Source organism: Adhaeribacter pallidiroseus (assembly GCF_003340495.1).
In the GTDB taxonomy this organism is placed as follows: domain Bacteria; phylum Bacteroidota; class Bacteroidia; order Cytophagales; family Hymenobacteraceae; genus Adhaeribacter; species Adhaeribacter pallidiroseus.
The window spans coordinates 3751465-3777283 of sequence record NZ_QASA01000001.1 but is presented as its reverse complement, the minus strand read 5'-3'; the positions used below and the strand labels follow the sequence as shown (position 1 = coordinate 3777283).

The 25819-nt window shown below is 42.9% G+C and carries 16 protein-coding genes; 1 reads left to right on the top strand and 15 read right to left on the bottom strand.

Going from position 1 to position 25819, the window contains the following annotated elements; all coding sequences use genetic code 11:
• Nucleotides 1-3: 3 nt before the first annotated feature.
• The 15 genes from AHMF7616_RS15050 to AHMF7616_RS14980 all read right to left on the bottom strand — a co-directional run bounded on the left by AHMF7616_RS15050 (nt 4) and on the right by AHMF7616_RS14980 (nt 24373).
• Nucleotides 4-3141 carry a SusC/RagA family TonB-linked outer membrane protein gene (locus AHMF7616_RS15050; RefSeq protein ID WP_115373637.1) on the bottom strand — a complete coding sequence of 1046 codons (3138 nt, stop codon included), beginning with the start codon at nt 3139-3141 and terminating at the stop codon, nt 4-6.
• A 403-nt stretch (nt 3142-3544) separates the two neighbouring features.
• Nucleotides 3545-4474, bottom strand: coding sequence for a BT_3987 domain-containing protein (locus AHMF7616_RS15045; RefSeq protein WP_115373636.1), 930 nt, complete (start codon nt 4472-4474; stop codon nt 3545-3547).
• Between the two features lie 17 nt (nt 4475-4491).
• A complete protein-coding gene (locus tag AHMF7616_RS15040) occupies nt 4492-6033 on the bottom strand; it encodes a SusD/RagB family nutrient-binding outer membrane lipoprotein (protein WP_115373635.1) in 1542 nt (513 codons plus the stop codon).
• A gap of 31 nt (nt 6034-6064) precedes the next feature.
• The gene (locus AHMF7616_RS15035) at nt 6065-9202 is read right to left on the bottom strand and encodes a SusC/RagA family TonB-linked outer membrane protein (RefSeq protein WP_115373634.1); all 3138 of its coding nucleotides are present in this window, start codon (nt 9200-9202) and stop codon (nt 6065-6067) included.
• A gap of 244 nt (nt 9203-9446) precedes the next feature.
• Nucleotides 9447-10910 carry a SusD/RagB family nutrient-binding outer membrane lipoprotein gene (locus tag AHMF7616_RS15030; RefSeq protein ID WP_115373633.1) on the bottom strand — a complete coding sequence of 488 codons (1464 nt, stop codon included), beginning with the start codon at nt 10908-10910 and terminating at the stop codon, nt 9447-9449.
• A gap of 11 nt (nt 10911-10921) precedes the next feature.
• Nucleotides 10922-14188, bottom strand: coding sequence for a SusC/RagA family TonB-linked outer membrane protein (locus tag AHMF7616_RS15025; RefSeq protein ID WP_115375633.1), 3267 nt, complete (start codon nt 14186-14188; stop codon nt 10922-10924).
• 489 nt (nt 14189-14677) lie between these two features.
• Nucleotides 14678-15743 (bottom strand): peptide chain release factor 2 gene (gene prfB, locus AHMF7616_RS15020; RefSeq protein WP_115373632.1). Its coding sequence is split into 2 segments (ribosomal slippage): nt 14678-15682 and nt 15684-15743, totalling 1065 coding nucleotides; the frame shifts between segments, so codons are not numbered across the junction.
• Nucleotides 15744-15986: 243 nt separating this feature from the next.
• Complete coding sequence (locus AHMF7616_RS15015) at nt 15987-17051, bottom strand: branched-chain amino acid aminotransferase (protein WP_115373631.1); 1065 nt, start codon at nt 17049-17051, stop codon at nt 15987-15989.
• Nucleotides 17052-17234: 183 nt separating this feature from the next.
• Nucleotides 17235-17783, bottom strand: a complete 549-nt coding sequence (locus AHMF7616_RS15010) for a cob(I)yrinic acid a,c-diamide adenosyltransferase (RefSeq protein WP_115373630.1) — start codon at nt 17781-17783, stop codon at nt 17235-17237.
• A 59-nt stretch (nt 17784-17842) separates the two neighbouring features.
• Nucleotides 17843-18556, bottom strand: coding sequence for an ABC transporter ATP-binding protein (locus AHMF7616_RS15005; protein ID WP_115373629.1), 714 nt, complete (start codon nt 18554-18556; stop codon nt 17843-17845).
• A gap of 118 nt (nt 18557-18674) precedes the next feature.
• Nucleotides 18675-21719, bottom strand: a complete 3045-nt coding sequence (locus tag AHMF7616_RS15000; RefSeq protein WP_115373628.1) for a tetratricopeptide repeat protein — start codon at nt 21717-21719, stop codon at nt 18675-18677.
• A 16-nt stretch (nt 21720-21735) separates the two neighbouring features.
• Nucleotides 21736-22023 (bottom strand): Asp-tRNA(Asn)/Glu-tRNA(Gln) amidotransferase subunit GatC, encoded by a 288-nt coding sequence (gene gatC, locus AHMF7616_RS14995; RefSeq protein ID WP_115373627.1) that lies wholly within the window; start codon nt 22021-22023, stop codon nt 21736-21738.
• Nucleotides 21965-22768 (bottom strand): lysophospholipid acyltransferase family protein, encoded by an 804-nt coding sequence (locus AHMF7616_RS14990; protein WP_233507579.1) that lies wholly within the window; start codon nt 22766-22768, stop codon nt 21965-21967. The genes gatC and AHMF7616_RS14990 overlap by 59 nt, the downstream gene beginning before the upstream one ends.
• 136 nt (nt 22769-22904) lie before the next feature.
• Nucleotides 22905-23459 (bottom strand): NUDIX domain-containing protein, encoded by a 555-nt coding sequence (locus AHMF7616_RS14985; RefSeq protein ID WP_115373626.1) that lies wholly within the window; start codon nt 23457-23459, stop codon nt 22905-22907.
• Nucleotides 23460-23581: 122 nt separating this feature from the next.
• Nucleotides 23582-24373, bottom strand: coding sequence for an FRG domain-containing protein (locus AHMF7616_RS14980; RefSeq protein WP_115373625.1), 792 nt, complete (start codon nt 24371-24373; stop codon nt 23582-23584).
• 391 nt (nt 24374-24764) lie between these two features.
• Between AHMF7616_RS14980 and AHMF7616_RS14975 the strand changes: the two genes are divergently transcribed.
• Nucleotides 24765-25802, top strand: coding sequence for an ABC transporter substrate-binding protein (locus AHMF7616_RS14975; RefSeq protein WP_115373624.1), 1038 nt, complete (start codon nt 24765-24767; stop codon nt 25800-25802).
• Nucleotides 25803-25819 lie beyond the last annotated feature (17 nt).

Genomic DNA, 25819 nt, shown 5'->3' with positions numbered 1-25819 from the left:
TTTTTAAAATCTGGCTCTTACGTTAAACCCAAAAGACCGGGTAGAGGGTACCGAGTTAAACTCAATGCCTTCGGCTACACTAGTGGGGCCAAAAAAGTTAACCTCCGGATCAATGTGCGGCACGTTGTCGTGAATAATCCATAAGTTGCGGCCTTCTACTCCAATATCGATGGATTTTACAAACTTGGAGTTGTTCGAGAACCAACCAGCGGGTAAAGTATAAGCTAACCGTATCTCCCGTAGTTTCACGTAAGAGGCATCATAAATATTGCCTTCAGCATTGGAGTTACTGGAAAAGTTACCCCAGAAATCCTGCATACTTTGTACGGGTACGGTATTGGGGGTGTAAGTACCATCTGCGTTACGATTTACGCCTTTGTCGATGAAAATATTACCACGATTTTCCAAGGTTTCTTCGGCTAAACCAGCGGATCTTAGGGATTGGGCAGTACTGGAGTAAATAACACCGCCCTGCCGGATATCTATTAAAAAGCCTAAATTAATGTTTTTAAAGGTAAAAGAGTTATTAATCCCCATCATCCAATCCGGGTAAATATTACCTAACCGCACATCGTTTTTGGTGAGTCTTAAACCCGTATTCTGGTTAATAACAATGTTACCTTCGGGATCACGATCCCAACCGGTGCCGTAGAAACCAAAAGCTTCACCTTCGGCGGCGCGTACTTGCAAACCGCTCCAGCCACTGGCTACGCTATAATTGGTAATTTCGTCCGGTAAGTCATCCACGGTTTGGCGGTTTCTGGAAAAATTTACATCCGTAGACCAGGTAAAGCTGCTGGTTTTAAACGGCGAAAAGCCTAAGGCTATTTCAATGCCTTTGTTTCGGATAGAGCCGGCGTTTACCCGTTTGGCGGCATAACCCGTTGAATTAGGTAAGGACAAGGCAATAATTTGATCAGAAGTTAGATTGTTGTAGTAGTTAAAATCTAAAGTCACCAGGTTGTTTAAAAACCGCAATTCCGTTCCTACTTCGTACGAATTCTGGTTTTGTGGTTTTAAATTAAAATTAGGAATAGTGCCGGGTAAGCTAAAACCCAAAACCCCATTAAACGGAAATGAAGAACCATAACCATATTGCGCAAAAGCAGTGCTTTGGGCCGGATACGTTAAATCTAACTGGTACGGATCGGTATCGCTCCCTACGTTGGCCCAACTCATGCGTAACTTACCAAAAGAAAGCACATTGTTATTGGGCAGCAATTCGGTAAATACAAAACTAGAGGATACCGAAGGATAAAAATACGAACGGTTATTTACCGGTAAGGTAGAGCTCCAGTCGTTCCGGCCGGTAATGTTGAGGAATAAGAAATCTTTGTAAGAAAGCCCAATTTCACCGTAAACGCCCACAATTCTTTTCTGAGTAGAGGTATTAGTCGTAATGACGGATGCGGCATTCGTAAAGGTATATAACTCATCCACGGTAAGTTGCTGCGCATCCGACTGGTCGCGGCGGTAATAAGTAGAATAAACGTTATGGCCGGCTAATACGCGTAATTCCAGGTTTTCCGAAAGATTTCGCTGCGTAGATATAATCAGATCATTATTAATGGTGCGATTAAAAATATTACCCTGGAAGAAATTACCGGTCAAAGCGCCAATGGTACCGGGCCGCGTTACTCCTTTCCGGAACTCATTGTAAATATCGCCGCCAAAGTTATCCGATATAGTAAGCCATTCCACGGGTTTATAACTTACAATGGCGTTGCCATAAAACCGATCGAGTGAGTTGCTGAACTTGTTGTTTTGAATAATCCAGTAAGGGTTATTACCGGTACGACCGGGCGTTAAGGTAATTTGCTGTCCAAATTCATCCATTACATTTTCGCGTACTTTATTGATATCTACCGTGCGCGGAATACCGTTTATGGCGGAAGCTAAGATGTTGGGGTTGTTAGAGCTTTGTACCGGCCGGCCGTCGCTGCTGGTACTAATGTAATTTAAGTTAGCTCGCACATCCAAACCTTTGGCCACCGTTCTGCCGGAGTTTAAGTTAATAGAGTTCCTTTTTAAATTCTGACCCGGTACAATCGCATCCTGGTAAGTATTGGTATAGCCTAACCGGAAATCGCCATTATCGCCGCCACTTTCAAAAGCTACCGAATTTAAATACGTATGACCGGTTTGATAAAAATCCTTCACGTTGTTTTCGTAAGCCCTCAAGGTTTCGTCTTCGCCCAGGAAATTTTTAAAAGTTTGTTCTTGTATCTCACTGATTTTTGGGCCCCAGCCATTGGTGTTTGCTAAATTAAATACGCCTTGGTTCCCTTGCGCATACTCATTCTGAAAACTGGGTAATTTTAAAACGCGGTCGAAACGGGTAGAAGAGTTAATCACAATATTAGTAACGCCTTTCTTCCCTTTTTTAGTAGTAATAATAATAGCCCCATTTTTAGCACGGGCCCCGTACAACGCCGTAGCGGCGGCTCCTTTCAAAACGTTGATCGATTCAATATCATCGGGGTTAATGTCGCCGGCCCGGTTACCAAAATCAACTCCCGCCGAACCTTGGGGTACGGTACTATTTACCGTAGAAAGCTGCTGGGATGAATTATCTACGGGCAAACCATCAATCACAAAAATAGGTTGACTAGCCGCATCTAACGAAGACGCTCCCCGAATAATAATTTTAGAAGAACCACCTAGTGTACCTGATTGCGAAGTAATCCGGACGCCGGATACTTTACCGGCTAAGGAGTTTACCACGTTTGTTTCGCGGGCTTTGGTTAATTCGTTACTGTTTACCTGCTGCGTGGCATACCCCAGCGATTTGGCTTCCCGGGAAATACCTAAAGCCGTAACTACTACTTCGTTTAATTGCTTGGTGTCAGGTTGCAAGGTAATGTTGATAGTCGACCCATTACCAATGGCCTGCTCCTGCGGAATATAACCGATAAAACTAAATACCAGCGTAGTACTGTTGGTGGGAGCGGCAATTGTAAAATTTCCGTCGGCATCAGTTGCCGTACCCACGGAGGTGCCTTTTACTAAAACGGTTACACCAGGTAGCCCTTGACTACTGGAACCGTCTATTACTTTACCAGAAATACTCCTGTCCTGGGCAGTCGCCAGGTGGGTTTGTAAAATGGTAAGAAAGAGAATGAGAGATAAAAGTTTGTTCATTTGTTTTTGTTTAGGTTAAAATTAGGAAACAGCGAAAAGAGTGATTTGTTACAGCTATTAAATTGGCTGTAAAGTATAAATTTTGCTGAAATATTGTATATACGTTTATATACTATACTTAGCTTCAATTTGATTCAGAGATAGTCAAAATTTAAAAATACCTTAAAAATGAATTGAATAATAAATATAAATTTTAAAAAATTCTATCCACTTTATAGGAATTGAGTTTGATCTTGTAAAAATTTTAAAATTGAATACTCTTTAGACCATTGGGCTACTAACAAAATAAAAACTAAATCTTGGGATAAATTTTAATTATTTTGTTTCATGTTGCAAAAATGTCTAAAAGAAAAAACCTTCCCTTGATGACAAAGAAAGGTTTTATTAATGTAAAGTGCTTTTATTATTCCATTACAACTTTTTCCGAGATTTTTCGAGGAGCAGCAGAATTGTAAGCATAGTTTAAAGTAAATGTTTTTGTAGCCGGATCATAGGTATTATCTCCAATAGCAAATACATCTTGAGTGACAGACAATGGGTCTGGTAAAATAGTAACAGTATTATCTGAATTTACTCTTATATAGATAAAATATCCACTTGCTTCTCCTAGATCTCCTACCACTATGCGACTGGTAGTAGCACCTACAGTTGATAATGTTTTTTCTTCATCTATATCCCTTGGACCCGCAACTGGGTGAGTGAAAACACCTGTTGCATGATATGTTCCATCGTAAGGGTTTTTTGCGCCTAAAGCATAGATGTTAGTACTAAAATTTCCACTAATAACTCCACTAGAGGCAGATTTAATTGTAAGAGGAAGACCATATTTAAATGCAAAATTGAAAAGGTCTGGCTTTACAGTAACAGGTAGAGTAGCCCTTCTTTCTCCTTTTTTAATAGTTATCTGGTTTGGAAACGAATATAACTCAGCAGGCATTAGATCATACGTCTCCACTTCAGCTTCAGCTTCATCAGGATCTTCTCCCGCGTCAGTAGCAGCTGCTCTTGCGTCTTCAATTAATCTACTATTAAAGGCTTGTAGAGCGGCTGGATCTACCATTATATCTACCACAATATCCTCAGGAGCATTATTTTTTCCAGAATAACTAACTATTACATCGAATTTTGCTTCTGGAGCTATGTCAAAAGTTTTAGAGATCTCTGTATAAATGCGTTCGGAAGAAGGCGATTCGGAAGGATCTTCGGAGTAAAACTCGATTAAGTTCGGCGAAGTTTCGGTATCTCGATCGGTTAACGGATCTTCCTCATCTAAGCAGGAGCTTAGACTTAAGCATAAAAAAACAAAGGGGAATATTCTTATTAATGATTTCATGTTTCTAATAAATTATATTATTTATCCCAAAAAACAGTTGATGTTTGCGGGTCGATAGTACCCTGAGTACCTACATTCGCTGCATTATAACTGTATTCGTCTTGCGGGTAAACTAAGCGTTTTGGTATTCCTCGTCCGGCTCTGCCTGGGTTTAAAGACAATGGAAGATCAGATGGAATTCCTAGTCTCCGGTAATCTACCCAAGCTTCAAAATTATTAATGCCCACTAACGACAAATACTTTTGCGTAGCAATAAATCTTACTTTATCAGTAGCAGCATCATAATCAACTAAATCATTCTCTTGGGCTAAATAAGCATCAGCGCTTGCCGCAGCATCTGTTACGCCTAACCAGGTAAATGATTCTCGTACAGCACTTTCAAAAGCAGCTTTCGGATCTCCCGGCAACCAGCCTCTTTGAATAGCTTCTGCTTGTAAAAATAAGCTTTCCACGGAAGTAAATAGCCATTGGGATTGGGTAGGGCTTTTAGCAAGACCAGGACCAGCTACATCAGAAGAGTTTACCGCTTTGTAAGGATCGCTACTTGGTAAGATTTCACCAAAATTATAGCCATAATATAAATTACCCTGAATTGGGGTAGGGGCTTCACTAAAGTAGTACTCATAACGAACGTCTCCGTTACTTGCTAACTTATCTAATATATAATTATTAGCTCGGTTAAAGTTATCGGCTACACCTCCTTGTGGGGTAAGCTTGTAAGCATTCCAGAAAGGATTTTGGCGGCCCGTAGATGGTGCGTAGCCCGGATTTACGGCAGCTGTTTCACCACTCATTAAAAAACCACTGCCATCAGCCGTAATTTTAGCTATTTCGGCCGCAACTGTAGCCTCACTAACTACTTGTGACTGGTGAATTAACAACTTTAAGCGCTGGGTATTTACTAGTTTCCGCCATTTAACTGGATCTCCTTGGAACATGATATCAGCTGTTTCAATCCCCGGATTAGCTGCTACATCCACCGAAGCCAAAAGGGTAGCTGCTGCGTCTAATTCCGCTAAAAGGCTAGCATAAATATCAGCACCATTGTCGTATTTTGGTAATATGTGCTCGTTTATGTTAAAAGCTTCGGAATATGGTACATTGTTATATTCGTCTACCAGGTACATAAAACCAATCGACTTCATTGTTTTACCAATTGCCTGGTAAAAAGTTTGACCGGATGCTGCCGCTTTTGTTTCCATCTGGTTAATATCAAACAAATTGTTGTACCATCCCGTCAGGTTAATCTGATCGGAGGTAGAAGCATTGGTCCACTGGGTACGTTGATATTCAGCGGTAATATTATAGTTTTCTAACGGTAGGCTAGGACCATAAGAACCGGAACGCGCCCAATATCCCATCCAGTGAGCAGCCCAATCGTACTCCGTAGCCATTCTACCGGCTGTTACGTGCAGCGTAGTGGGCAGTAATAACTGGGGTGAGATAGATCCCTCCGTAGGGTTATTGGGGTTTTCGTTGATATCAAAAAATTCATCTTTACAACCTGGAGTAGCTAAAAGCACTACCAGCGTAAAAACAGAATATATGTATTTCTTCATTTTTATTTAACTTGTTAATTGTAATTTTTACTTAAAATGTAAGGGTTATATTGCCACCGTAAGTACGTACCGGTGGGTTTATCTGGGAACTAGTAATACCAGCGGTATTAGAGGTTGGTGAGGTAGAAGTTCCTACTTGAGAAGTACCAAAGCTGTTAAAATCCGGATCGCTAAACTGATTTGTTTTGGGCACCCACAAAGCTAAATTTCTGGCGGTAAAGGCCACCGAAATACCTTTAATTACATTTTGTTTAGAGATCAGGCTGGTTGGAAGGGCATAGCTTAAAGCTAATTCCCGTAATCTCCAGGAAGCGGCGCTGGTAATAAAGTTAGAAGATACATCTCTAAAAACACCCGTGTAAAAATCGTTGGCGTTGGTGATAGAAACATTTGTATTTGGAGTGAAGGATCCGTCATCATTCTTGATAACTGAGTTAGGAATAATAAATCTTTCCCGGTTATTGCGGCCAGAAGCAGCAGATACACCGGTCCAGGCCATACCTTCTCCAATTCCGTGGTAAGCCACGTGTCCACCTTTGTATTCCGCTAATACCGAGAATCGTAAACCTTTCCAGTTAACCGACGGATTTAAGCCAACAATCCATTTTGGTAAGGTTCTTCCAAAAGATTTTAAAGTTTGATCAACGGTTGGATAACCGGTTTTCGCATCCACAATAATTCTTCCTTGATCATCTCTTAAATAATCATTAGATCTAAGAATAAAGGCGGGCTGGTTAATAACCGCGTAATTTCCGGCATTAACGTATCCACCAATGGATAATTCATCCAGGCCTTCGTAAACGCTTTTAATTTCGCTATCGGTGTAAGTAGCGTTAGCATTAAAGTTAACAGCAACCTCACCCAGGTTTACTAACGGCGTTAAACGCATTTCTAATTCTACCCCTTTGTTTATGAAAGAAGCGGCATTTACGTTCGCAAACCCATAACCAGTGGCTTCAGAAACCCGGATTGGAATAATTTGATTGGTATTATCCTGATTATAGTAAGTTGCTTCTAAGTTTAATCGGTTGCTCAAGAAACCAGCTTCTACACCAAACTCAATACTTTTAATAAACTCGGGCTGCAAATCAGCATCGTAAGTTGTATTTCCTGAGGTAAAGCCGGCTAAATTGCCGTAAGGAAATCCATATAGTTGGCTGAAAGTGGCAGCTAATGAGTAAGGAGCAATATCGGCGTTAGCCGTTTTGTTCCAGGACCCTCTTAATTTTAAAAAAGAGAAAGCCGTACTATTTCTTAACTGAGGCACTAATTCGCTTACTACTAAAGCGGCACTAACTCCTGGATAGAAATAAGAGTTATTGCTCATGGCTAGCCGGGAAGTTCTATCGTTACGGCCGGTAACTTCTATATTAGCCCAGCCTTTATAATTGAAGCCAGCACTGGCGTATAAAGAAAATAACCGGGAGCGGGTTTGGGGAGAAGTACCGGTTAACTGGCCAGATAGGTTAGTAATATTAAATAATTCTGGAACTACCAGTGTACCGGCACCTACTTCAGTATCTCTAGAGTCATCCTGGCGTACATAAGTTCCCAGAATACCCGTTACTCGAATATCTTCGTTTATATTGTAATTAATATTTGCAAATGCTTCAGAAGATAAACGGGTACTTCTGTAAGATCTTTCTGAAACCGCTCCGGGAACAATATCAAAAGATCTGCCTAAACCATATTCGTTAGGTGTTTCCCCTTCAGAAGTACTTCTTTCGTTGGTAAACCGGGCAATCATCCCGCCCCGATAAGTAATATTTAACCATTCAAAAGGTTTGAAGTTTAAATCTAAATTCGTGATCAAATCTTCTCTTTTACCCGCTAAGCGCCAGTTATCAATTGCCCAGTAAGGATTTAAACCGTAGTCGTTAAAATAATTATTATACTGCGCATACGGATTATTGTCGAAATCTTTGTAAGAAGTAAGTGGGATATGCGCCGGCGTGTTAAAAATAAGGTTCATTAAACCCTCATTCGAGCCTACGTTTAGGTTGGTGAAAAATTCATCTTGTTGTTCGGCATCATACACATTGTAATTTTGCTGAACATAATTGGTATTTAAACCCACTTTAAATTTACCATACTCTCTACCGGTATTTAGGCGTAAACCAGTCCGGCGGTTTTTATCACCGGGTACAATCCCTTTAACGTTGGCATCTTGTAGACTAATGTAAAAATCCTTGGAGGCAAACGAAACATCACTTTGGTTTACAACCCCTGTATCAAAGAATTTTTTTCTTTCATTGGTAGGTTTGTATGGTACCATTTGGGTAGTACCATCCGGTAACTGATGACCAATTTCTACCATGGAACCGTCGAACTCAGGTCCCCAGGACCAGTTTTCATAAGGCGTATATTGGCCGTAACCACCGCTACCAAATTGCGTCTGAAAATTAGGGTAAAAAGAAATTTGCTGCAATTGGGTAGAGTTGCTTAAAGTAACAACCGGCTTATCATTACCCGATCCTTTTTTAGTAGTAACAATAATAACCCCATTTCTAGCATCCGGACCATAGATCGCGGCCGCGGAAGCACCTTTCAAAACAGATACGTTTTCAATGTCATTGGGATTTAAGGAGGATAAGTAGTTGATGTCTGATGGAACTCCATCCAGAACTAAAAGCGGGTTGTTGTTACCAGTTAGGGAACGAATACCGCGCAGTTGTATTCTAGTGTTCTCAAATACGCCACTGTTGGTAGAGACAATATTAAGACCGGCAACTTTACCTTGTAAACCATTTGCAATGTTTACTGGGTTCGCCTGGGTAACTGCTTCTTGTTTCAGGGAAGTAGCGGCATAGCCGAGTTCTTTCTTTTCTCTCGAAACGCCAAGAGCGGTTACTACTACTTCATTTAACACCCTGTTATCGGTAGCTAAAGATACATTAATGGTAGCAGCGTTTCCGATTGGCTGTTCTTTGGTTACATAGCCAATAAAGCTAAATACCAATGTGCCCGATGCAGGAGCTGTAATACTGTAATTACCTTCAACATCAGTGGCAGCTCCCGTGGAGGTGCCTTTAACTAAAACGGTTACGCCAGGTAGTCCTTGGTTCGACGCTACGTCGATCACCCGACCTGAAATTTTCTGTTCTTGTGCAATTGCTGTATGAAAGAGCGTAAGCACAAAGAGAAAATTCATGAATAAAATTTTTTTCATTTGTGTTGGTTTGTGATTAAAATAATTTTATGGTACAATTTACTTAAAACTGATTTAAATAAAAACCAAATTGCGTTTTACTCCTTACTTTTTCTATAAAAGCTTCAGAAAAGCTGGATTTAGCCAATATTTATTTAAAATATTTTTTACATATTATATATTAAAATTTGTATATAAAATTAAATTAAAAGAGCGAACATTTGTTCGCTCTTTTAATTTATGATAGTTAATGATCTTATAAAAATTACATTTTATCCCAAAAAATTCGAGAAGTTACCACATCGCCGCCAATGGCAGCAGCAGCGGCGGCGTAATTTGTTGCATTTAGATTTGCTTCTGTGGTGGGGTAAGTTAATCTCAGTGGAATTTCCGAAATGGCCAATTCTGGTTTTTTTAAATTGGGCGCATCCAATCTTCTCCATTCAGTCCAAGCCTGAGTGGGTTGGCTATATAAAGAAATCCATTTTTGGTAACCAATTTTTTGCTTCCAATCACCAGGAGCAGTAGCATAGGCAATAGTTGATTGCGCTAAATAATCTTCAGCCTCTGCTTCGGTACCACCCCACTCTGCAATAGAAGCAGTTACGGCTTTATTGTAGTGGGCTTCGGCCGTTCCTGCCGCAGTACCGGTAAGAACAAAACCTCTTTCAACGGCTTCCGCCAGGAGAAACTCTACCTCCGAATAAGTTAAGAGCATACCTGGTAAAGTGGGGTTTTCCAACATAGCACCAGGCGCTGAATTATTTGCGTAACTATTGGGTGCACCAGCAGTTCCACCTTTATAAAAAGAACTATCTGGAACAGTTTTAAAATATTCGTTTAATCTGGGGTCATTTGTAGCAATCATGGGATCAATTAAAGTGCTGGTTCCTACATAGTCATTTCGGCCACTTTGCACTAATGATTCGTATAGCTGGTTCCGGTTTGGTAACACGGATAAATAATTAAGTTGAGTATCTTCTGCATTAGAAGTAAACACATTGGGTGCTGCCGCTTCTACCATTGCTTTTGCTTTATCAGGAGCCACATCGGCCAGGGTCATACCTAAGCGCAGTTTAAGGGAGTTAGCAAATTTAATCCAACTCGCTACGTTGCCATTGTAATACAAGTCGCCAGTACCTAAACCAACCTGGTCTGGGTCAAACATGCTGATTGCTTTATCTAAACGAATAACTAAATCGCTATAAATAGCAGCATCATCATCAAACTTAGGTAATACATTTTCGATATTTAAGGCTTCTGTATAAGGAATATCGCCAAAGGTGTCTACCAGCACTGCCCACGTATATACTTCCAATACTTCAATAGTAGCTAATTGATTATTTCTAACTTTTTCTTTAATGGTAGCATCAACGATGTTAGATAAAGGATCATTGGTAATTATTCTCTTTCCCTCATGTAAATCACCTAGTACATCCCGGTATAAAGGATTCCAAAAAAAACGATTAACGGCTCTGTTTTCTATGACAAACTGGCTTTCGTCAGGGTAAGTAGTGGCAGCCCAGTGTTGTACGTAAAACCGGAACGGATTAATGTTGTAATCCGGGGTATTTATAGTATTTACTAACATCCGCTGGGCATTACTGACCAAGGTAGCGCCCGGTACTATTTGTGGAGCCTTAGGGTTTATATTATCGTAATCATCCAAGTCTTTGCACGAGGTAGCAAAAATCAGCGCTGGGATGAAGAATAAAAGAATACGTTTCATGTTATTTTTAATTAAAATCTAAATCTTAAGTTAACACCGATATTGCGAGTGGTTGGATAAGAACCAGACATGTTGCCTTGGCCTAAATTACCGGAACCTAGGTTGTCTTCCGGATCGGCATAAGGCACATGCTTTTTAATAATCCATAAATTTCGGCCAGTTAAAGAAAAATCGATGCCTTTAAAGGGCTTTATGCGGTTAATAAGAGCAGCCGGTAAAGAGTAGGTTAAAGATGCTTCTCTTAATTTAATGAAGCCAGCATTATAAACGTGCATCTGATGAGGTTGATTATAGCCGTAAACACCTTCGGTATTATCGATACGGATATCATTAGGGGTACCGTCTTCTTTCACGCCCGGGAAAATAATACCGCCGCCTTCCCCAACGGGGCTTCTGGAAGGATTGCCTAGATCGTTTAAGCCAGCTGTTTCGGGGTACAAGCCAGTGCCGTAACCATAATAGGTATCCAGGTTAAATAATTGACCGCCGTGCCGTACATCCACCAAGAAGTATAAAGAAACTCCTTTGTATACCAGGGTATTAGAGATACCTCCAAACCATTGTGGGTTAGGATTGGCAATTTCGGTGCTAGCAGGCGATTTTAAATATAGGCCGTAAGTAGAACTTTCAGGGTCTGAATCAATTACTTTTTCTCCCTGGTTGTTATAAACAAACCCGTTACCCCGGATCATGCCAAATGGCCTGCCTACACTGGCATTAGAGGTAACACCACTTTGGTAATTAGCTAATAATAAATTCTCAGTTCCGGGAGCTAATGAAAGTACTTCGTTGTGGTTACGGGTCCAGTTAACATTAAGAGTCCAGGAGAAATCATCCGTTTTTATAGGATTAACAAAAGCGGAAAGCTCAATACCCTTGTTCTCTACTTCACCAGAATTTACATATTTATACAGGTAGCCACTGGTAGTGGATACCTGGATGGGAATGATTTGGTCGATGGTATTTGATTTATAAAGAGTAAAATCAAAGCCTACGCGATTACTCAGGAAAGACATTTCTAAACCAGCCTCTACACTCTTGGTTCTTTCGGGTTTTAAATCCGGATTATTTTTGGTATCCGGCAGTGAGTAAAACGGAATAGAACCAAAACCACCCACTGAAGGACGGGTGGAACTATTAATTTCCTGATCTTGCTTGCCATAAGCATCAAACGTAGAGTAAACGGGAGCATCGTTACCTACTTCGGCGTAGTTAACCCGCACCTTGCCATAAGATAACCACGGAGAACTTTTATACAATTCCGAAAAAACAAAGCTACCCGCTACTGATGGGTAGTAGTAAACATTATTGCCTTTAGGCAGCGTAGAAGATTGGTCCCTGCGACCGGTTAAATCCAAAAAGGCCATTTCTTTAAAACCAAAAGTGGCACTCGCAAAGTACCCATCTACCCCATATCTTTGATCCGTTTCAAACGGAGGATTGAGGGGGTTAATAGAATTAAATAAGGAATAAGTTCTAGGGGCTACTAAACCACCATTAGTTTGAGCAAACACGGAATTAATCCGGTGTCTGCGGAAATTACTGCCTAGTAACCCTTTAAAGCTAAACTCTTCGGTAATATTTTTAGTAAAGTTAGCGATGAAGTCATAGTTTGTTTCCCGGGCAGTGCGGTTATAACGGGAGTAGAAGGGAATACCGGTGCTACCCACCGCATTTCTTTCTTCCTGTAGTTCATCGTAAGAATCTAGGGTAACTCTACCCATCACATCAAACCAATCTGTAAACTTATAGGTAGCCATTACATTACCGAAATAATGGAAGCGCTCATCAGTTTCGTAATTCTCGTAACGTACCCAGTAGGGATTATCGGAATAAATGGGTCGAAGGTCGGTAGCGCTTCTGGTGTTCCAGGTGATATTTTGGCGGTTACGGAAGTAGGCTTCCTTTTGCTCTTTTATATCTACGTTGGTTTGGAACCATTGCCGGAATTGTTGCATGGGGTTCCAAGAGTCGTAACCAGTGCCATAACGTCCCCGGCCATCAATCTTAGTAAAGTTTATATTAGCACTGGTAGTTAATTTAGGAGTTAAGTTTAGTGAACCCGCGAAATTTACCATGTTTTTATTGATTTCGCTGTTTGGCAAAATTCCTTGATCTTTCGTATTAGTATAGCCTAATTTAAAAGTTCCGGCTTCATTGCCACCATCAATGGTAATATTATTATTAAGGCCTACCGCGTTTTTCAGGAAATAACTAGGACCATTTTTAGCTGCTACCCAAGGAGTTGGACTACGATATATTGGAGATAGCGGATCTAGTGAATTCCACTGGTAAACCAATAATCCAGGATTAAAAGCTGCACCATAAGAAGCATCCTCCGTAAATGGAACTACTAAATCCGGAGTGCCATCTCCATTTATATCCCGCTGATTGAAGTAGGCATCTTCATTAGGACCATAATAAGCACCATAACCAGCACCATATTTATCCTGATACTTCAGGAAAGTGCTTTTATCTACGAAGCCCATGGTAGCACCCGTATTAAGGGTAACATTTACATTACCCTTTTTGCCTTTTTTGGTAGTAATTAAAATAACTCCGTTAGAAGCCCGGGAGCCATAAAGAGCTGTAGCAGCTGCCCCTTTTAATATACTTACTGAAGCAATATCATCGGGGTTAACATCCGCGCCTACGTTACCGTAATCATAGCCACCGCGACCGGTTGCCTGATCCAAAGTATTGGTATTGGCATTGCTGATAGGAACGCCATCCACCACAAATAAGGCTTGATTATTACCGTACAGCGATTTAGTTCCCCGGATAACCACGTTGGTAGAACCACCCAGGTTATTATTTTGCTTAATGTTAACCCCGGATGCTTTACCTGCTAAAGAGTTAACGAAGTTAGGATTACGCGCTTTGGTTATATCTTCGCCGCCTACCTGAGTAGCAGCATACGGCAAGGAGTTACGGCTTCTTTCAACCCCTAATGCGGTAACTACTACTTCGTTCAGCTGGCGCGTATCCGCCGTTAATGAAATATTAATGGTAGAAGAAGCGCCAATCGCTTGGTCTACCGTAGTGTAGCCAATAAAACTGAATACTAACGTACCCGTAGCCGGAACGTCTAAGGAGAAATTGCCTTCGGTATCGGTGGCTGTACCAGTAGTGGTGCCTTTTAATAGCACAGTTACTCCAGGCAAACCTTGGTTCGACGCTGCGTCGAGAACACGACCCGAAATTTTCTTGTCTTGTGCAATTGCTGGATGAAACAGCGTGAGCACAAAAAGAAAATTCATCAGTAAAATTTTTTTCATTTTGTAGATTTTAGATGGTTTTTTTTGAAAAAATATAAAAACTATGTTCAATTTTAAAGATTTAACACGAATTAACAAAATCTTAATACTCTATAGTTTGAATAGTTATATACGGCGATAATCCAATAAGGATGCTAAGCGATTGAAAACTAATACCTTAGGTTTATAATTAGATTATATTGAGAAAAAACTAGTTTTTAAAAATTGTATAAAATTTTTATCTCAATTCAGGAGTTTAGCTAAAATTTTTTAAAAGGATTCCATCTCAACTTCTTTAGAAGTCAATTAATTTAAAAATTATCAATTAAGATAAATTTTCTTTGTTATAGTTTTAAAATAAGTTGTATTATAATAAAAAACCACGAAAAAGCTTGTGCAAGGAGCTTATTTCGTGGTTTTAGGAAATGTTGTAATATAATAATATTATTCCCAGTTTTTTTTTACCATTTCTTTGATTTTTTCAATGGCTTCACTGTGTCTAGTTTTCCATCAAAAAGCTTTGATATATTCGTCTAAATCGCCATCCAAAACGGTTTGTACGTCGGTACGTTCAATACCCGTGCGTAAATCTTTTATCAGTTTATACGGGTGCAAGACGTAGTTCCGGATTTGGGAGCCAAAGTCGATGCGTTTTTTGGTGCTTTCCAGCTTGTCGCGTTCTTCGTTGCGCTTATCTACTTCTATCTGGTATAAGCGGGAGCGCAGCATGTTTATGGCGTGTTCCTTGTTCATGAGCTGCGAGCGCTCGATCTGGCACTCGATGATAATTCCGGAAGGTTTGTGTTTTAGCCGGACAGCCGTTTCTACTTTGTTCACGTTTTGGCCACCGGCTCCTCCCGAACGAAAGGTATCCCACTCAATATCGGCCAGATTAATGTCAATCTGAATGGTATCATCGACCAAGGGGTAAGCAAACACGGAAGCAAAAGATGTATGCCGCCGGCCACCCGAATCGAACGGTGAAATACGCACCAGCCGGTGCACCCCAATTTCGGATTTTAAATAACCGTAGGCAAAATCACCGTTGATCTCCAGTGTAGCCGATTTAATACCGGCTCCATCGCCGGCCTGGTAATTTAACTGGCGCACCTGGTAGCGGTGGCTTTCGGCCCACATAATGTACATGCGCATCAGCATTTCAGCCCAGTCCTGACTTTCGGTGCCACCCGCGCCGGGGTTAATTTCCAAAATAGCGCTGAGCTGGTCTTCTTCGTTGCTCAGCATGCGCTTAAATTCCAGTTGTTCCACCAGAGCCTGAGTATCGGTAAACTCCCGGGTAATATCTTCCGGCGAAACCTCGCCTTCTTTGTAAAAATCAAACAATACCTCTAAATCGGCAAAACGGGTTGCTACTTCTTCAAACTGGTCGGTCCAGATTTTTACGGATTTAATCTCCTTTAAAATAGCTTCGGCTTTTTTAGAATCGTCCCAAAATCCGGGAGCCGTAGTTTGTTGTTCGGTTTCGGTTACTTCGGCTTTTTTGGCATCGTAGTCAAAGATACCTCCTCAAAGCCTCTACGCGGGCCTTTAAATCTTTTATTTGTTCTGCAGTCATGGTAGTTATTCGTGAGTAGTTTTTCGTTGTTTGTTACTAGTTCAAATAGAAAACGCCAGTTGATGAATCGTGGTAAGTTGGGCTTTAAGCCAGTATTAACAAGTATACCGACTTAATAAACGTGAATTTTTTAAAATTTAAACAAATCAAAATAAGTGTTGAGGTGAAATAAAAAAGTTGTAAGCCGTAAACGGTATATTCTTACCTGTTTACGGCTTACAACCTGTTAATATAACTAAAAACCTATATCTGCACCATCCAATGGTGGGTATCCGGTTTTTTGCCGGTCCGGATATCATCCAGGGTTTGCGCTAAAAGCGGCGAATATTTCCGTTCGCTTACCGGCGGCAAATCAAAATCCTGACCCTGGTAACCAATGGTTACAATTTGCGAGATGACGGCGGCCGTACCGCAGCCAAAAGCTTCCTGTAACGTGCCTTGCTGAACCTCGGCCATTACTTCGGCTACCGATACTTTGCGCTCTTCCACGGAAATCCCGTGGTCTTTGGCTAATTGCAAAATGCTGTCGCGGGTAATGCCGGCCAGTATAGAAGTACTTAAAGCCGGGGTTATTAACGTGTCATTAATTACAAACATTAAGTTCATGGTGCCCGATTCTTCAAAATACTCGTGGGTTTTGCCGTCGGTCCAGAGTAACTGGTGATAACCGGCTTCCAAGGCTTTTTGGGCCGGCAGTAAAGAACCCGCGTAGTTGCCCGCGGCTTTGGAGAAACCAAACCCTCCTTCTACGGCCCGCACGTACTTTTCTTCAACCTTCACCCGTAAAGGCGAGGAATAATAAGCATTTACCGGACAGGTAATAATAGCAAAACGGTATTCGGTAGCCGGACGCACGCCTAAAAACTCCCCGGTACCAAACATAAAAGGCCGGATGTATAAAGCACTGCCCGCAGCCGAAGGAATCCAATCCGCGTCGAGGCGCAGTAATTCGGATAAGCCATGCATGTATAATTCTTCGGGTAAAGTGGGCATGCACAACCGTTCGGCGGAAGTATTCAGGCGCTCTAAATTGGCCAGCGGCCGGAACACCGAAATTTCGCCTTGTTCGTTTTTGTAGGCTTTTAAACCTTCAAAAATAGCCTGGCCGTAGTGCAGCGCCGGATTAGCCGGACTTAAACTAAAATTACCAAAAGGAAGAATAGTAGGCGTTTGCCACTCGCCGTTCGCGTAATCGATAACGAGCATGTGGTCAGAAAATACCGCTCCAAAATCGAGGTTGTTAAAATCAACGGACGATAAACGGGAGTTGCCGGTTTTCTGTATCTGAATAGTTTGGGTATCGAGCATCGGTAAAAAATAAAAAATTTAAAAAATGGTACAACCGCACAAAAATGCAAGTGCGCATTTTTAATAACGGCCAACCAAAGCAAAAGTAATAATTTTTTTAAAAAATTGTCGGGTTTACCGGAATTACCTGGAGCTGTTGCGGAAAATGCGTAAAGGCGATAGGCTAATCTGGTAAGTAAATCCTTATAAGCGGGGTTTCCAGGCAATTTCTTCGGTTTGCAGTTCCTGGGCCATTAGCCGGCTCAGCACAAATAAGTAATCCGAAAGCCGGTTTAAATACTTAATGATGAGGGGATCAACCGTAGATTCTTCCTGCAGGGCAATTACCAACCGCTCAGCCCGCCGGCAAACGCACCGGGCCACGTGGCAAAACGAAACCGCCGGATGGCCACCGGGTAATATAAAGGCTTGCAACGGTGGTAAAACCGCATCCATTTTGTCCATTTCTTCTTCCAGTACTGTTACGTCGGCTTCGTATAAATCCGGTACTTTGCGGGTAGGTTTATCCGGGTCAGAGGCCAACGAAGCACCAATGGTAAATAAACGGTCCTGAATATCCTGAAGTAATATTTTACGATTTTGGTTTACCGGTTGGTCGCGGACCAGACCCAGGTAAGAATTTAATTCGTCTACGGTGCCGTAGGAGTCGATGCGCAGGTGCGATTTTTTTACGCGCGTGCCACCAATTAAACTCGTTAAGCCCTCGTCGCCGGTTTTGGTATATATTTTCATGTGTAGGTAATCCGTAAATAAATTACCGGCTTTCAGGTAGTTTTTTAAAAAATTAGTCCTTAAACCGGCACCGAATGACGGATAACTTCGGTGTTAATTTCGTCTGATTCGATTAATCCGTCGCGGAGGCGCACAATGCGGTGCGCGTATTTGGCAATGTCTTCTTCGTGGGTTACCATGATAATGGTATTGCCTTTGGCGTGCAGATTCTCGAAAAGCTCCATAATTTCGTAAGAAGTTTTGGTATCGAGGTTACCGGTGGGTTCATCGGCCAGCATGATACTGGGGTCGTTTACCAAAGCCCGGGCAATAGCTACCCGTTGCCGTTGCCCGCCCGATAATTCGTTGGGTTTGTGTTTGGCCCGTGGCCCTAGTCCCACGCTCTCCAGAGCCTGCATGGCTTTTTCGTCGCGGACCCGTTTGCTGTAGCCCGCGTAGATTAAAGGTAAACTCACGTTATCCAGCGAAGTAGACCGCGGCAACAAGTTAAATGTTTGAAAAACAAACCCGATTTCTTTATTCCGGATCTCAGCCAGCTCGTTATCCGTCATGTTACTCACGTCTTTCCCGTTCAGGATATATTGGCCACCTGAGGGGGTATCCAGGCAGCCAACAATATTCATGAGCGTGGATTTACCGGAACCCGACGGCCCCATAAAAGCCACGTACTCGCCCCGGTTAATCGTAATGGACACACTTTTTAAAGCGTGAATGGTTTCGCTACCCATCCGGTAAACCCGGGAGATGTCTTCAGTTTGAATAATAACGCTCATAGATCGGGAAAATTAACCTAATTACAAACAGAAACCAGGCTACTTACAGGTGTAACCAAAAACCCGCACCAGTGTTTCAGGAAACAAGTTAATCTGCCGGCACCAACCGCTGTTTTCGTTAATTCCACCCCGGGAAAGACTCTTGTTTTTCTTTTAACTTTTGTTCGTAGTTAGTACGAAATATAGCATACTCCGCCGGACTTAGCAAGCTTTTTAACTCTTCGGCTGCGGTTTGCGCAAAATCAATAAAACCTAGTTTTATGCTGGTGAAAATATAAGCCTGGTACAAACGTGCCGAGAACGGATTGTACTTGATACTGCTTAGCAGCAAATTATAAGCCTGATTGTCGTTTTTCTGCACTTTGCTAAAGTAATTGGCCGCCGCTAAAACCGCCTCTTCGTTGTAAATTAAAGCCTGCGGCACCTGCCGGTACAAGGCACCCGCTTGTTTGGGATTGGTTTTTTCGGTGGCTACCGCCTGGTAAAATAGCTTCTCATTTTGGCCACCCGAGCGCACGGGTAAAGTGGGTACCAACTTGTTTAATGCCGTGGCATTGCCTTGCTTGGCGAATACATTTGCCCGCAGCAAATTTAAATCCTGCACTAAACTATTGTCGCCCTGGGCAGCGGCCAAAGCAGTGTTTATGGTTTGCTGGGCGGCGTTTAAGTTATTGGTTTGTAAGTAATGTTGCGCCAGTTCCCGTTGGGCCAATGCTTTAAACCGGCCGTTTGCAACAGTATTAACCACATTTTCAAATTCCGAAGTGGTTAATTCCGGCTGGTACAATGTAAGATAAGCTACTTTTAAAGAGTCTGATGCGGTGAGTACGCTTTCGGTGGTTATGTTTAAAACAGTGGCCAGAAAGGTAGCCTGGGCTTTTTCTTCCGGATCGGTTAACTCGTTGCTGGCTTGCTGCGCGGCCGCGTAAGCGGTGCCTTTATCGGCGGTATGGGCCAGTGCGTATAAGTAAGGCAGTTCGGCTTCGGGCAGGCGTCGGTCGCGGGCTTTTTGGAAATAACTGGTTGCCGCATCGTATAGCTTTTGTTCCATCAGCCAGGAGCCAATCACAAAATAATAATAGCCGGCCGTACTTTCCGAGGCTAAAGCCTGGTTTTCGAGCGTATTGCGCGCTTCGTTTATTTGCCCGGCATTAAACTGGGCCAGCGCTTTCAGCAAAATTAAATTTTCCTGGTATGGCGCATTGCCGGGTAGGGCACTAAGGCGGTTGAGTTGTTTAATGGTTTGCGCATTTGCCCGCCCGATGTGTTGCAACGTATTATGGTAATATAACGCAAACTCGGCCGCGGTTAATGGCTTGGTAGGCACCACTACTTCTTCGGAACCAGCAGCGGGTTTTTCCTGAATTATTTGCAGTAAATTTAAATTGCTTTGTAAAGCCGGATGCTCGCTTTGGTTACCGGTTTGTTCCGCTACGGCTAAAGCTTGCGGGGCATCTTTATTTTTTAAAAAAAAGGCTAAGCGGTTGCTCTGAACCAAGTCCTGGAATTTACCAGAAGCTGCCTCCAGCGCCTGGCTGTAAAAATACGCCGTAGAATCCGCGAGGGTAGTGGTTTCGTAAAGTAAAGCTTTGTTGGTTAATAAAGCCGTACTGCTCGGAAAGGCCCGCAATCCTTGGTTCAGCAGGAACAGATGGTTGAAAAAATCTTTTTTATCGGATTGGGTAGCCGCCATCCGGGAATAAACTTTTTCGTTTGGATTATTGGTTAAAGCATCTTTCAGCAAATTAATTTCGGCGGTACCGTAGCTGCGTTCGCGGTACAGGCCCGCTAAAGCATACGTCGATTTTAAATTATGATGACTGTAATTAGTTCCTTCGGTATAAAACCGTTCGGCCAGTAACAGATTATCGGCCTTTTTATAAAAATCGCCGAGGTAGTTGTAATAACCTGCTTCGGCTTTGTTGTACACGCTAAACGTAGACCGGAAAACCAAAGCCAACAAGAGTAAGCTACCCATGATATATACCGTGAAAAAAGGCAATTGCTTCGGGTCGAAAACTACTTTATAAACCGCTAACCGCTCCTGAATTAACTTATAGAAATTAAGCAGGATATACAGGAAAAATAAAAAACCGTAAGCCAGGTGGGTGTACACAATTACGTCGGTATAAGCCGAAATAAGCGGCGTGTTAGCCGTTGCAAAAGCGTAACTAATGCTCAGCAAACAATTAATGGCCAGTGCTAAGTATATATAAGCCACTCCGTTTTTAAAAGTAATAAATCGCTGGTATTGTACTTCGCGCCGTTGCCAGCCCCAGTAACCCGCTACCGTAGACAGTAACAGGATAATAAAAGGATCGACGTAGATAAAGTCCAGCTGGATGATATCGGCATTTTTAAGATACAACAGTAATAAGTTGACCAAGTACAAAAGCCCGATGATGATAAAATGCCACAAACCAAAGCGGCGTTGGGGCGAAGGACCTTGGGTGTTGATCCAGAGCAGCGCGTGAATATTTTCGAAGGCTACTAAAAAAATAAATATGCCACTGGCCACAAAAGCCGCTAAACTACTGTAATGCACCAGCTGCATAGCCGATAGAACGGGCGAGTACTGCGACTGATTACCAATAATCAGGACTATTACCAGCAAAATAAGACTAAAAGCTAAAAAGCGCAGGCCCAGGCTTACTTGCGTAAAAAAAGCATGAAACCCATAACTGACCAGTACCAGCACCCCTAATACCAGGATTAGTAAAATTTGAAAATCGTCCTGCGTTACACGCAGCAAATCAAAATTAAAAGTAGCCAGGAAGATCATGGACAAGGCCATGCCCACAATGTACGGCCAGCGGGTAAAAGAACTCACAATGGTAAAATAAACGGCCAAAGTTACTGCCAGAATTCCTAAGTAAACAGCCGCCAGCGGGGGGCGTAGCACGGGCAGGCCCACATCAAGCCGTTCCGAAACCAAGAAGCCGGTTATGGGCACCCGAAACGTGTGAAAAAGACTTGTAAACCGCGATAGCGTGGCGGATATGGGAAATAGTTCGGCTTCGGGTTGCCAGGGCATTACCCGTTCGCTGCCGGTAAAGTAGTGATAAATTGCCAGACCCAACGCGGCCAAACCCAAAACAACCAATAAGTATAAAAGAAAAGGGCCGCCTTTCTGCCGGCTGCCCAGTGCGTGTAATTTTGCCATTTACCGTTTAAAACGCTTAGTCCAATACTTTTGGTACTCGAAAATAATCGGAATCTTTGCGAGGGGCATTTTTAAGACCTTCTTCGTGGGTAATAATGGTTTTGGAAACATCCGGGCGGAGCACATTTACTTCTTCGCTCATGTGCAGCAAAGGCTCTACCGTGGAGGTATCCAGTTCGCGCAGTTTTTCCATCCAGTCCAAGATCTTGTTCAGATCCTGCAGCATTTCCTGTTCTTTGGCAGGGTCAAATTCCAGACGGGCTAAATGTGCTAACTTCCGGATCGTTTGTATATCGGTGCTCATAATAATTATGTAAACTTAAATCGGCTTGAATAATACTAAATACTTTATTTTTTAAATTTTCCAGGTCGGCCAGGGTAAGGCCCACCGTGGGAATTGGTTCGAAGAAGGTAATTTTTAACGGGTGCCACTTCACGATAAATTTACCGTCTACGTCGGGTAAAAAAATGTGATTGTAGGGCATGGAAACCGGTACTAAGGGTACTTGCTTCTCGATGGCTAATTTAAAAGGCCCGTCTTTAAAGGGCAGCATTTCGTGCCCGGCATTTTCCGAAATAGTGCCTTCCGGAAAAATAACTACCGAACGGCCCTGGTCTAAGGTGCGCCCCGACTGGATGTACGATTTGGCCCGGCTAATGGCACTTTTACGATCTACCGAAATATACAACTTCTGGTAAATAGGCCCCCATAACGGCACTTTTGCTAAAGAACTTTTGCCCACAAAATTTAAATAACCCGGTACAGCGTTCAGCAATAACGGAATATCGATGTACGAACTATGGTTAGGGGCATATACGTAGGGCGTATTTTTGCGGAGCGGCACGGTATGATTTATGCGCAGCGGTAGGCCATACATCCGCAGTTGTACAAACGACCAAAACCGGTTTAAGCTATGCGCGTGCGGATACCAGCGGGGCTTCCGGCTGAAGATCCAAAACAAGGGATACATCCCGAAAAAAGGAAGCACAAACCAGATAACACACCAGCCAGCGTAAATTCCGCGCACTATTTTAACCAGCAGCTTCATGAAGGCAAAAGTACAAATATTCGGTTTAAGTTCACGGCCAGGGTGTTTTTTTCCAGCGGAGAGGAACGCTGCTCCTCTTTTTTAAATTTATTAAAATTAGCAATAAGGCGGCTTTACTGCGGAGGCCTTACTTAAATTATTTGCCCTGGTTTAACAGCTTGTCTGCTTTTAGAATACCGGCAATGCTTAAACCATCGGTTATTTCGCCGGCCATTACCATGCACACGGCTTCGCTTAAAGGTACTTTTTTAAGAACCAGTTCTTCGGTTTCTTCGGGCTCGGTTTCGCCGGGCGTTAAATCCTGGGCCAGATACAAATAACCAAACTCACTGGTAACTGAATTGGAGGTATGAATGCGACCTAAATCTACCCAGGTAGCGGCGGTATAGCCGGTTTCTTCTTTTAATTCCCGCTTGGCTGATTCCAGGGCATCAATGCCGTGCGGTCCGCCGCCTTCCGGAATTTCCCAGGAATACTCGTTTAAAGGATAGCGGTACTGGCCTATCAGGTAGGTGTTGCCTTCGGCATCCAGGGGTACCACGCCGATGGCCATGTTTTTAAAATCCACTACTCCGTAAATGCCGCGCCCGCCTTTGGGATTAATGACCTGATCTTCGCGCACGCTGATCCAGGGATTTTCGTAAATAGGTTTAGAAGAGAGCGTCGTCCAGGGGTTTTCGTGTTCGTTCATAGTTAGGTTGCAGGTTGCAAGTTACAGGTTGCAAGTTAAGAAAGTTAAAAATTTAAAAATGCATGCGTATGCCAACTACCCCAATGCTTTTGGATAATTTTTAAATTTTGAAAAATTTGCGCTTAAATAGTAGTATAATGCCGGCGCAGCCATTCGCTTAATCCGTTGAGGCCCGGAAACAAAACCCGTTCGGTAATATTAGCCTGGTCCAGCTTATCCCGGATTTCCCACTTTAAGCGCGCCGGAATAATAATCCTGAAATATAAATCCGGCTTTTCCTCCAGCCAGTCGCTGAGTAAAGCCGTGGGCGTAGACATCATCGCAAATAAGGCAAACTGGTGCACAATGCGGCCATCCAGCGAAGGCGGTTCCAGAAACAACACGTAATCTTCTTCCTGAAAAGCGCTTAATTCTTTTAAAGAACTGCAAACCGGCTCCAGCACTTCGGGGGTAAACACATTGGAACCCTCGGCAGATATAGCATCTTTTAACACCGGCGGTAAATGGGTGTTCGAACGCACGTAGTTTACGCACCAAATCACGGCGTCGGTGTCGTAATTTAATAAGTTGTTGGTGGCAAAATGCAACGCTACAAACGGCGAATAAGTCCAGTCGAGGAGGCGGGTGGGTAAGCCGTGGTGCTGCGCAACGGCCAGCCAGTTCCACAAGGAGTTGCCGGGGGCCGCATCGCGGTGCGCGTATTTTTTAAAATTTCGGAGTAAATGCGCTTCCAGTTTGGAGTAATCGCCGCCGAGCCGCATTAAACTGGTGGTCAGTTCAAAGTCTTTGTTCCACATGCCCCGGTACACATAAGACGACCGGTAGCGGTTTATCTTATCGTCCCAGGAATTATGGAAAAGCGCGTTTTGTAATTCTTCCCAGGATTTCACCAAAATATCATTCTCCGTGCGCATAAATTAAAACCAGATTAAGTTATTTGTCCCGTATACGCGAACCCGGTAAATAGTATGTTAAATTTACCAGGTCCTGGGTTTTCGGGGAATTCCGATTAAATTTTTAAAATTGATAAGAGCAGGAGCATCCAAGGTTTCGCCGGAAGCTTAGGTAAAGGCAGCAACACCCGGGCAATAAAAAAACCAGGAATCGTTTTAATAAAAATTTATTTTCCTATTTTCACCACGCGATGCGCTGAGCTTAAACAAAACTGTTTGGTTTTCATTCGTCGCAGAAAGGTTTTGGTTTATTCGGAGAACTTTAACGATGCAGGCTTTTTTTTAATTTTTTGCTACTAAGCCCGGCCAGTTACACCAGGTATAACGCTTATTTTGATAATCACTATCCACCATGATCATTAATCGGAACAATTTTTTAAAAAAATCCTTAGCCCTTGGCTTTTGGGCACTTACGGCAACTTTTACGGCTTGTAACAATAATTCCAGCACCTCGCAGGAAAGCGGCAGCACCGCCAAAGCCGCCGGCGAGCCGTTAAAAATAGCGGTAATCCCGAAAGGGGCCACCCATAATTACTGGAAAAGCGTACACGCCGGCGCCATGAAAGCGGCCAAAGAATTAGGCAACGTTGAAGTCTTGTGGCAAGGGCCGCAGAAAGAAGACGACCGGCAAATGCAGATTCAGGTAGTCCAGAATTTTATCAGTAGGGGCGTAAATGGCATTGTGCTGGCACCCCTCGACGAACGCAGCCTGGTGCCGCCGGTAAAAGCCGCTCTTAACCGGAAAATTCCGGTTGTTATTTTTGACTCGGATTTGGCCGCCAAAGACTACGCCAGTTATGTAGCTACGGATAACCTGGCCGGCGGAAAACTATGCGCCAAGCGGTTGGCCGAACTAACCGGCGGCAAAGGCAACATTATTTTGTTGCGCTACAGCGAAGGCTCAGCCAGTACGCACGCCCGCGAAGAAGGCTTTTTGGCCGGCATGCAAGAATATGCTCCCAATGCCAAAATTGTATCGTCGAACCAATACGCGGGCGCAACCATGGAAAAAGCTTTTCAGGCATCGCAAAATTTAATTAACCGCTTTGCCAACGTCGACGGCGTTTTCTGCCCGAACGAATCTTCTACCCAAGGCATGCTGCGCGCCTTACAAACCGCCGGTAAAGCCGGGAAAGTAAAGTTAGTGGGTTTTGATTCGAACGAAACCTTGGTTGCGGCGCTGAACAACGGCACCATTCAAGGGTTGGCTTTACAAGATCCGTTTAACATGGGCTACTTAGGCGTTAAAACCGCCGTCTCGGTAATCCGCGGTGAAAAATTTGAAAAACACATCGATACCGGTATTACCATGGCTACCAAAGAAAACATTAACGAACCAGCCATTAAAACCTTGCTGACCCCCGACCTGAAAACCTGGTTGAATGAATAGAGGTTCGTCGCTGGTCC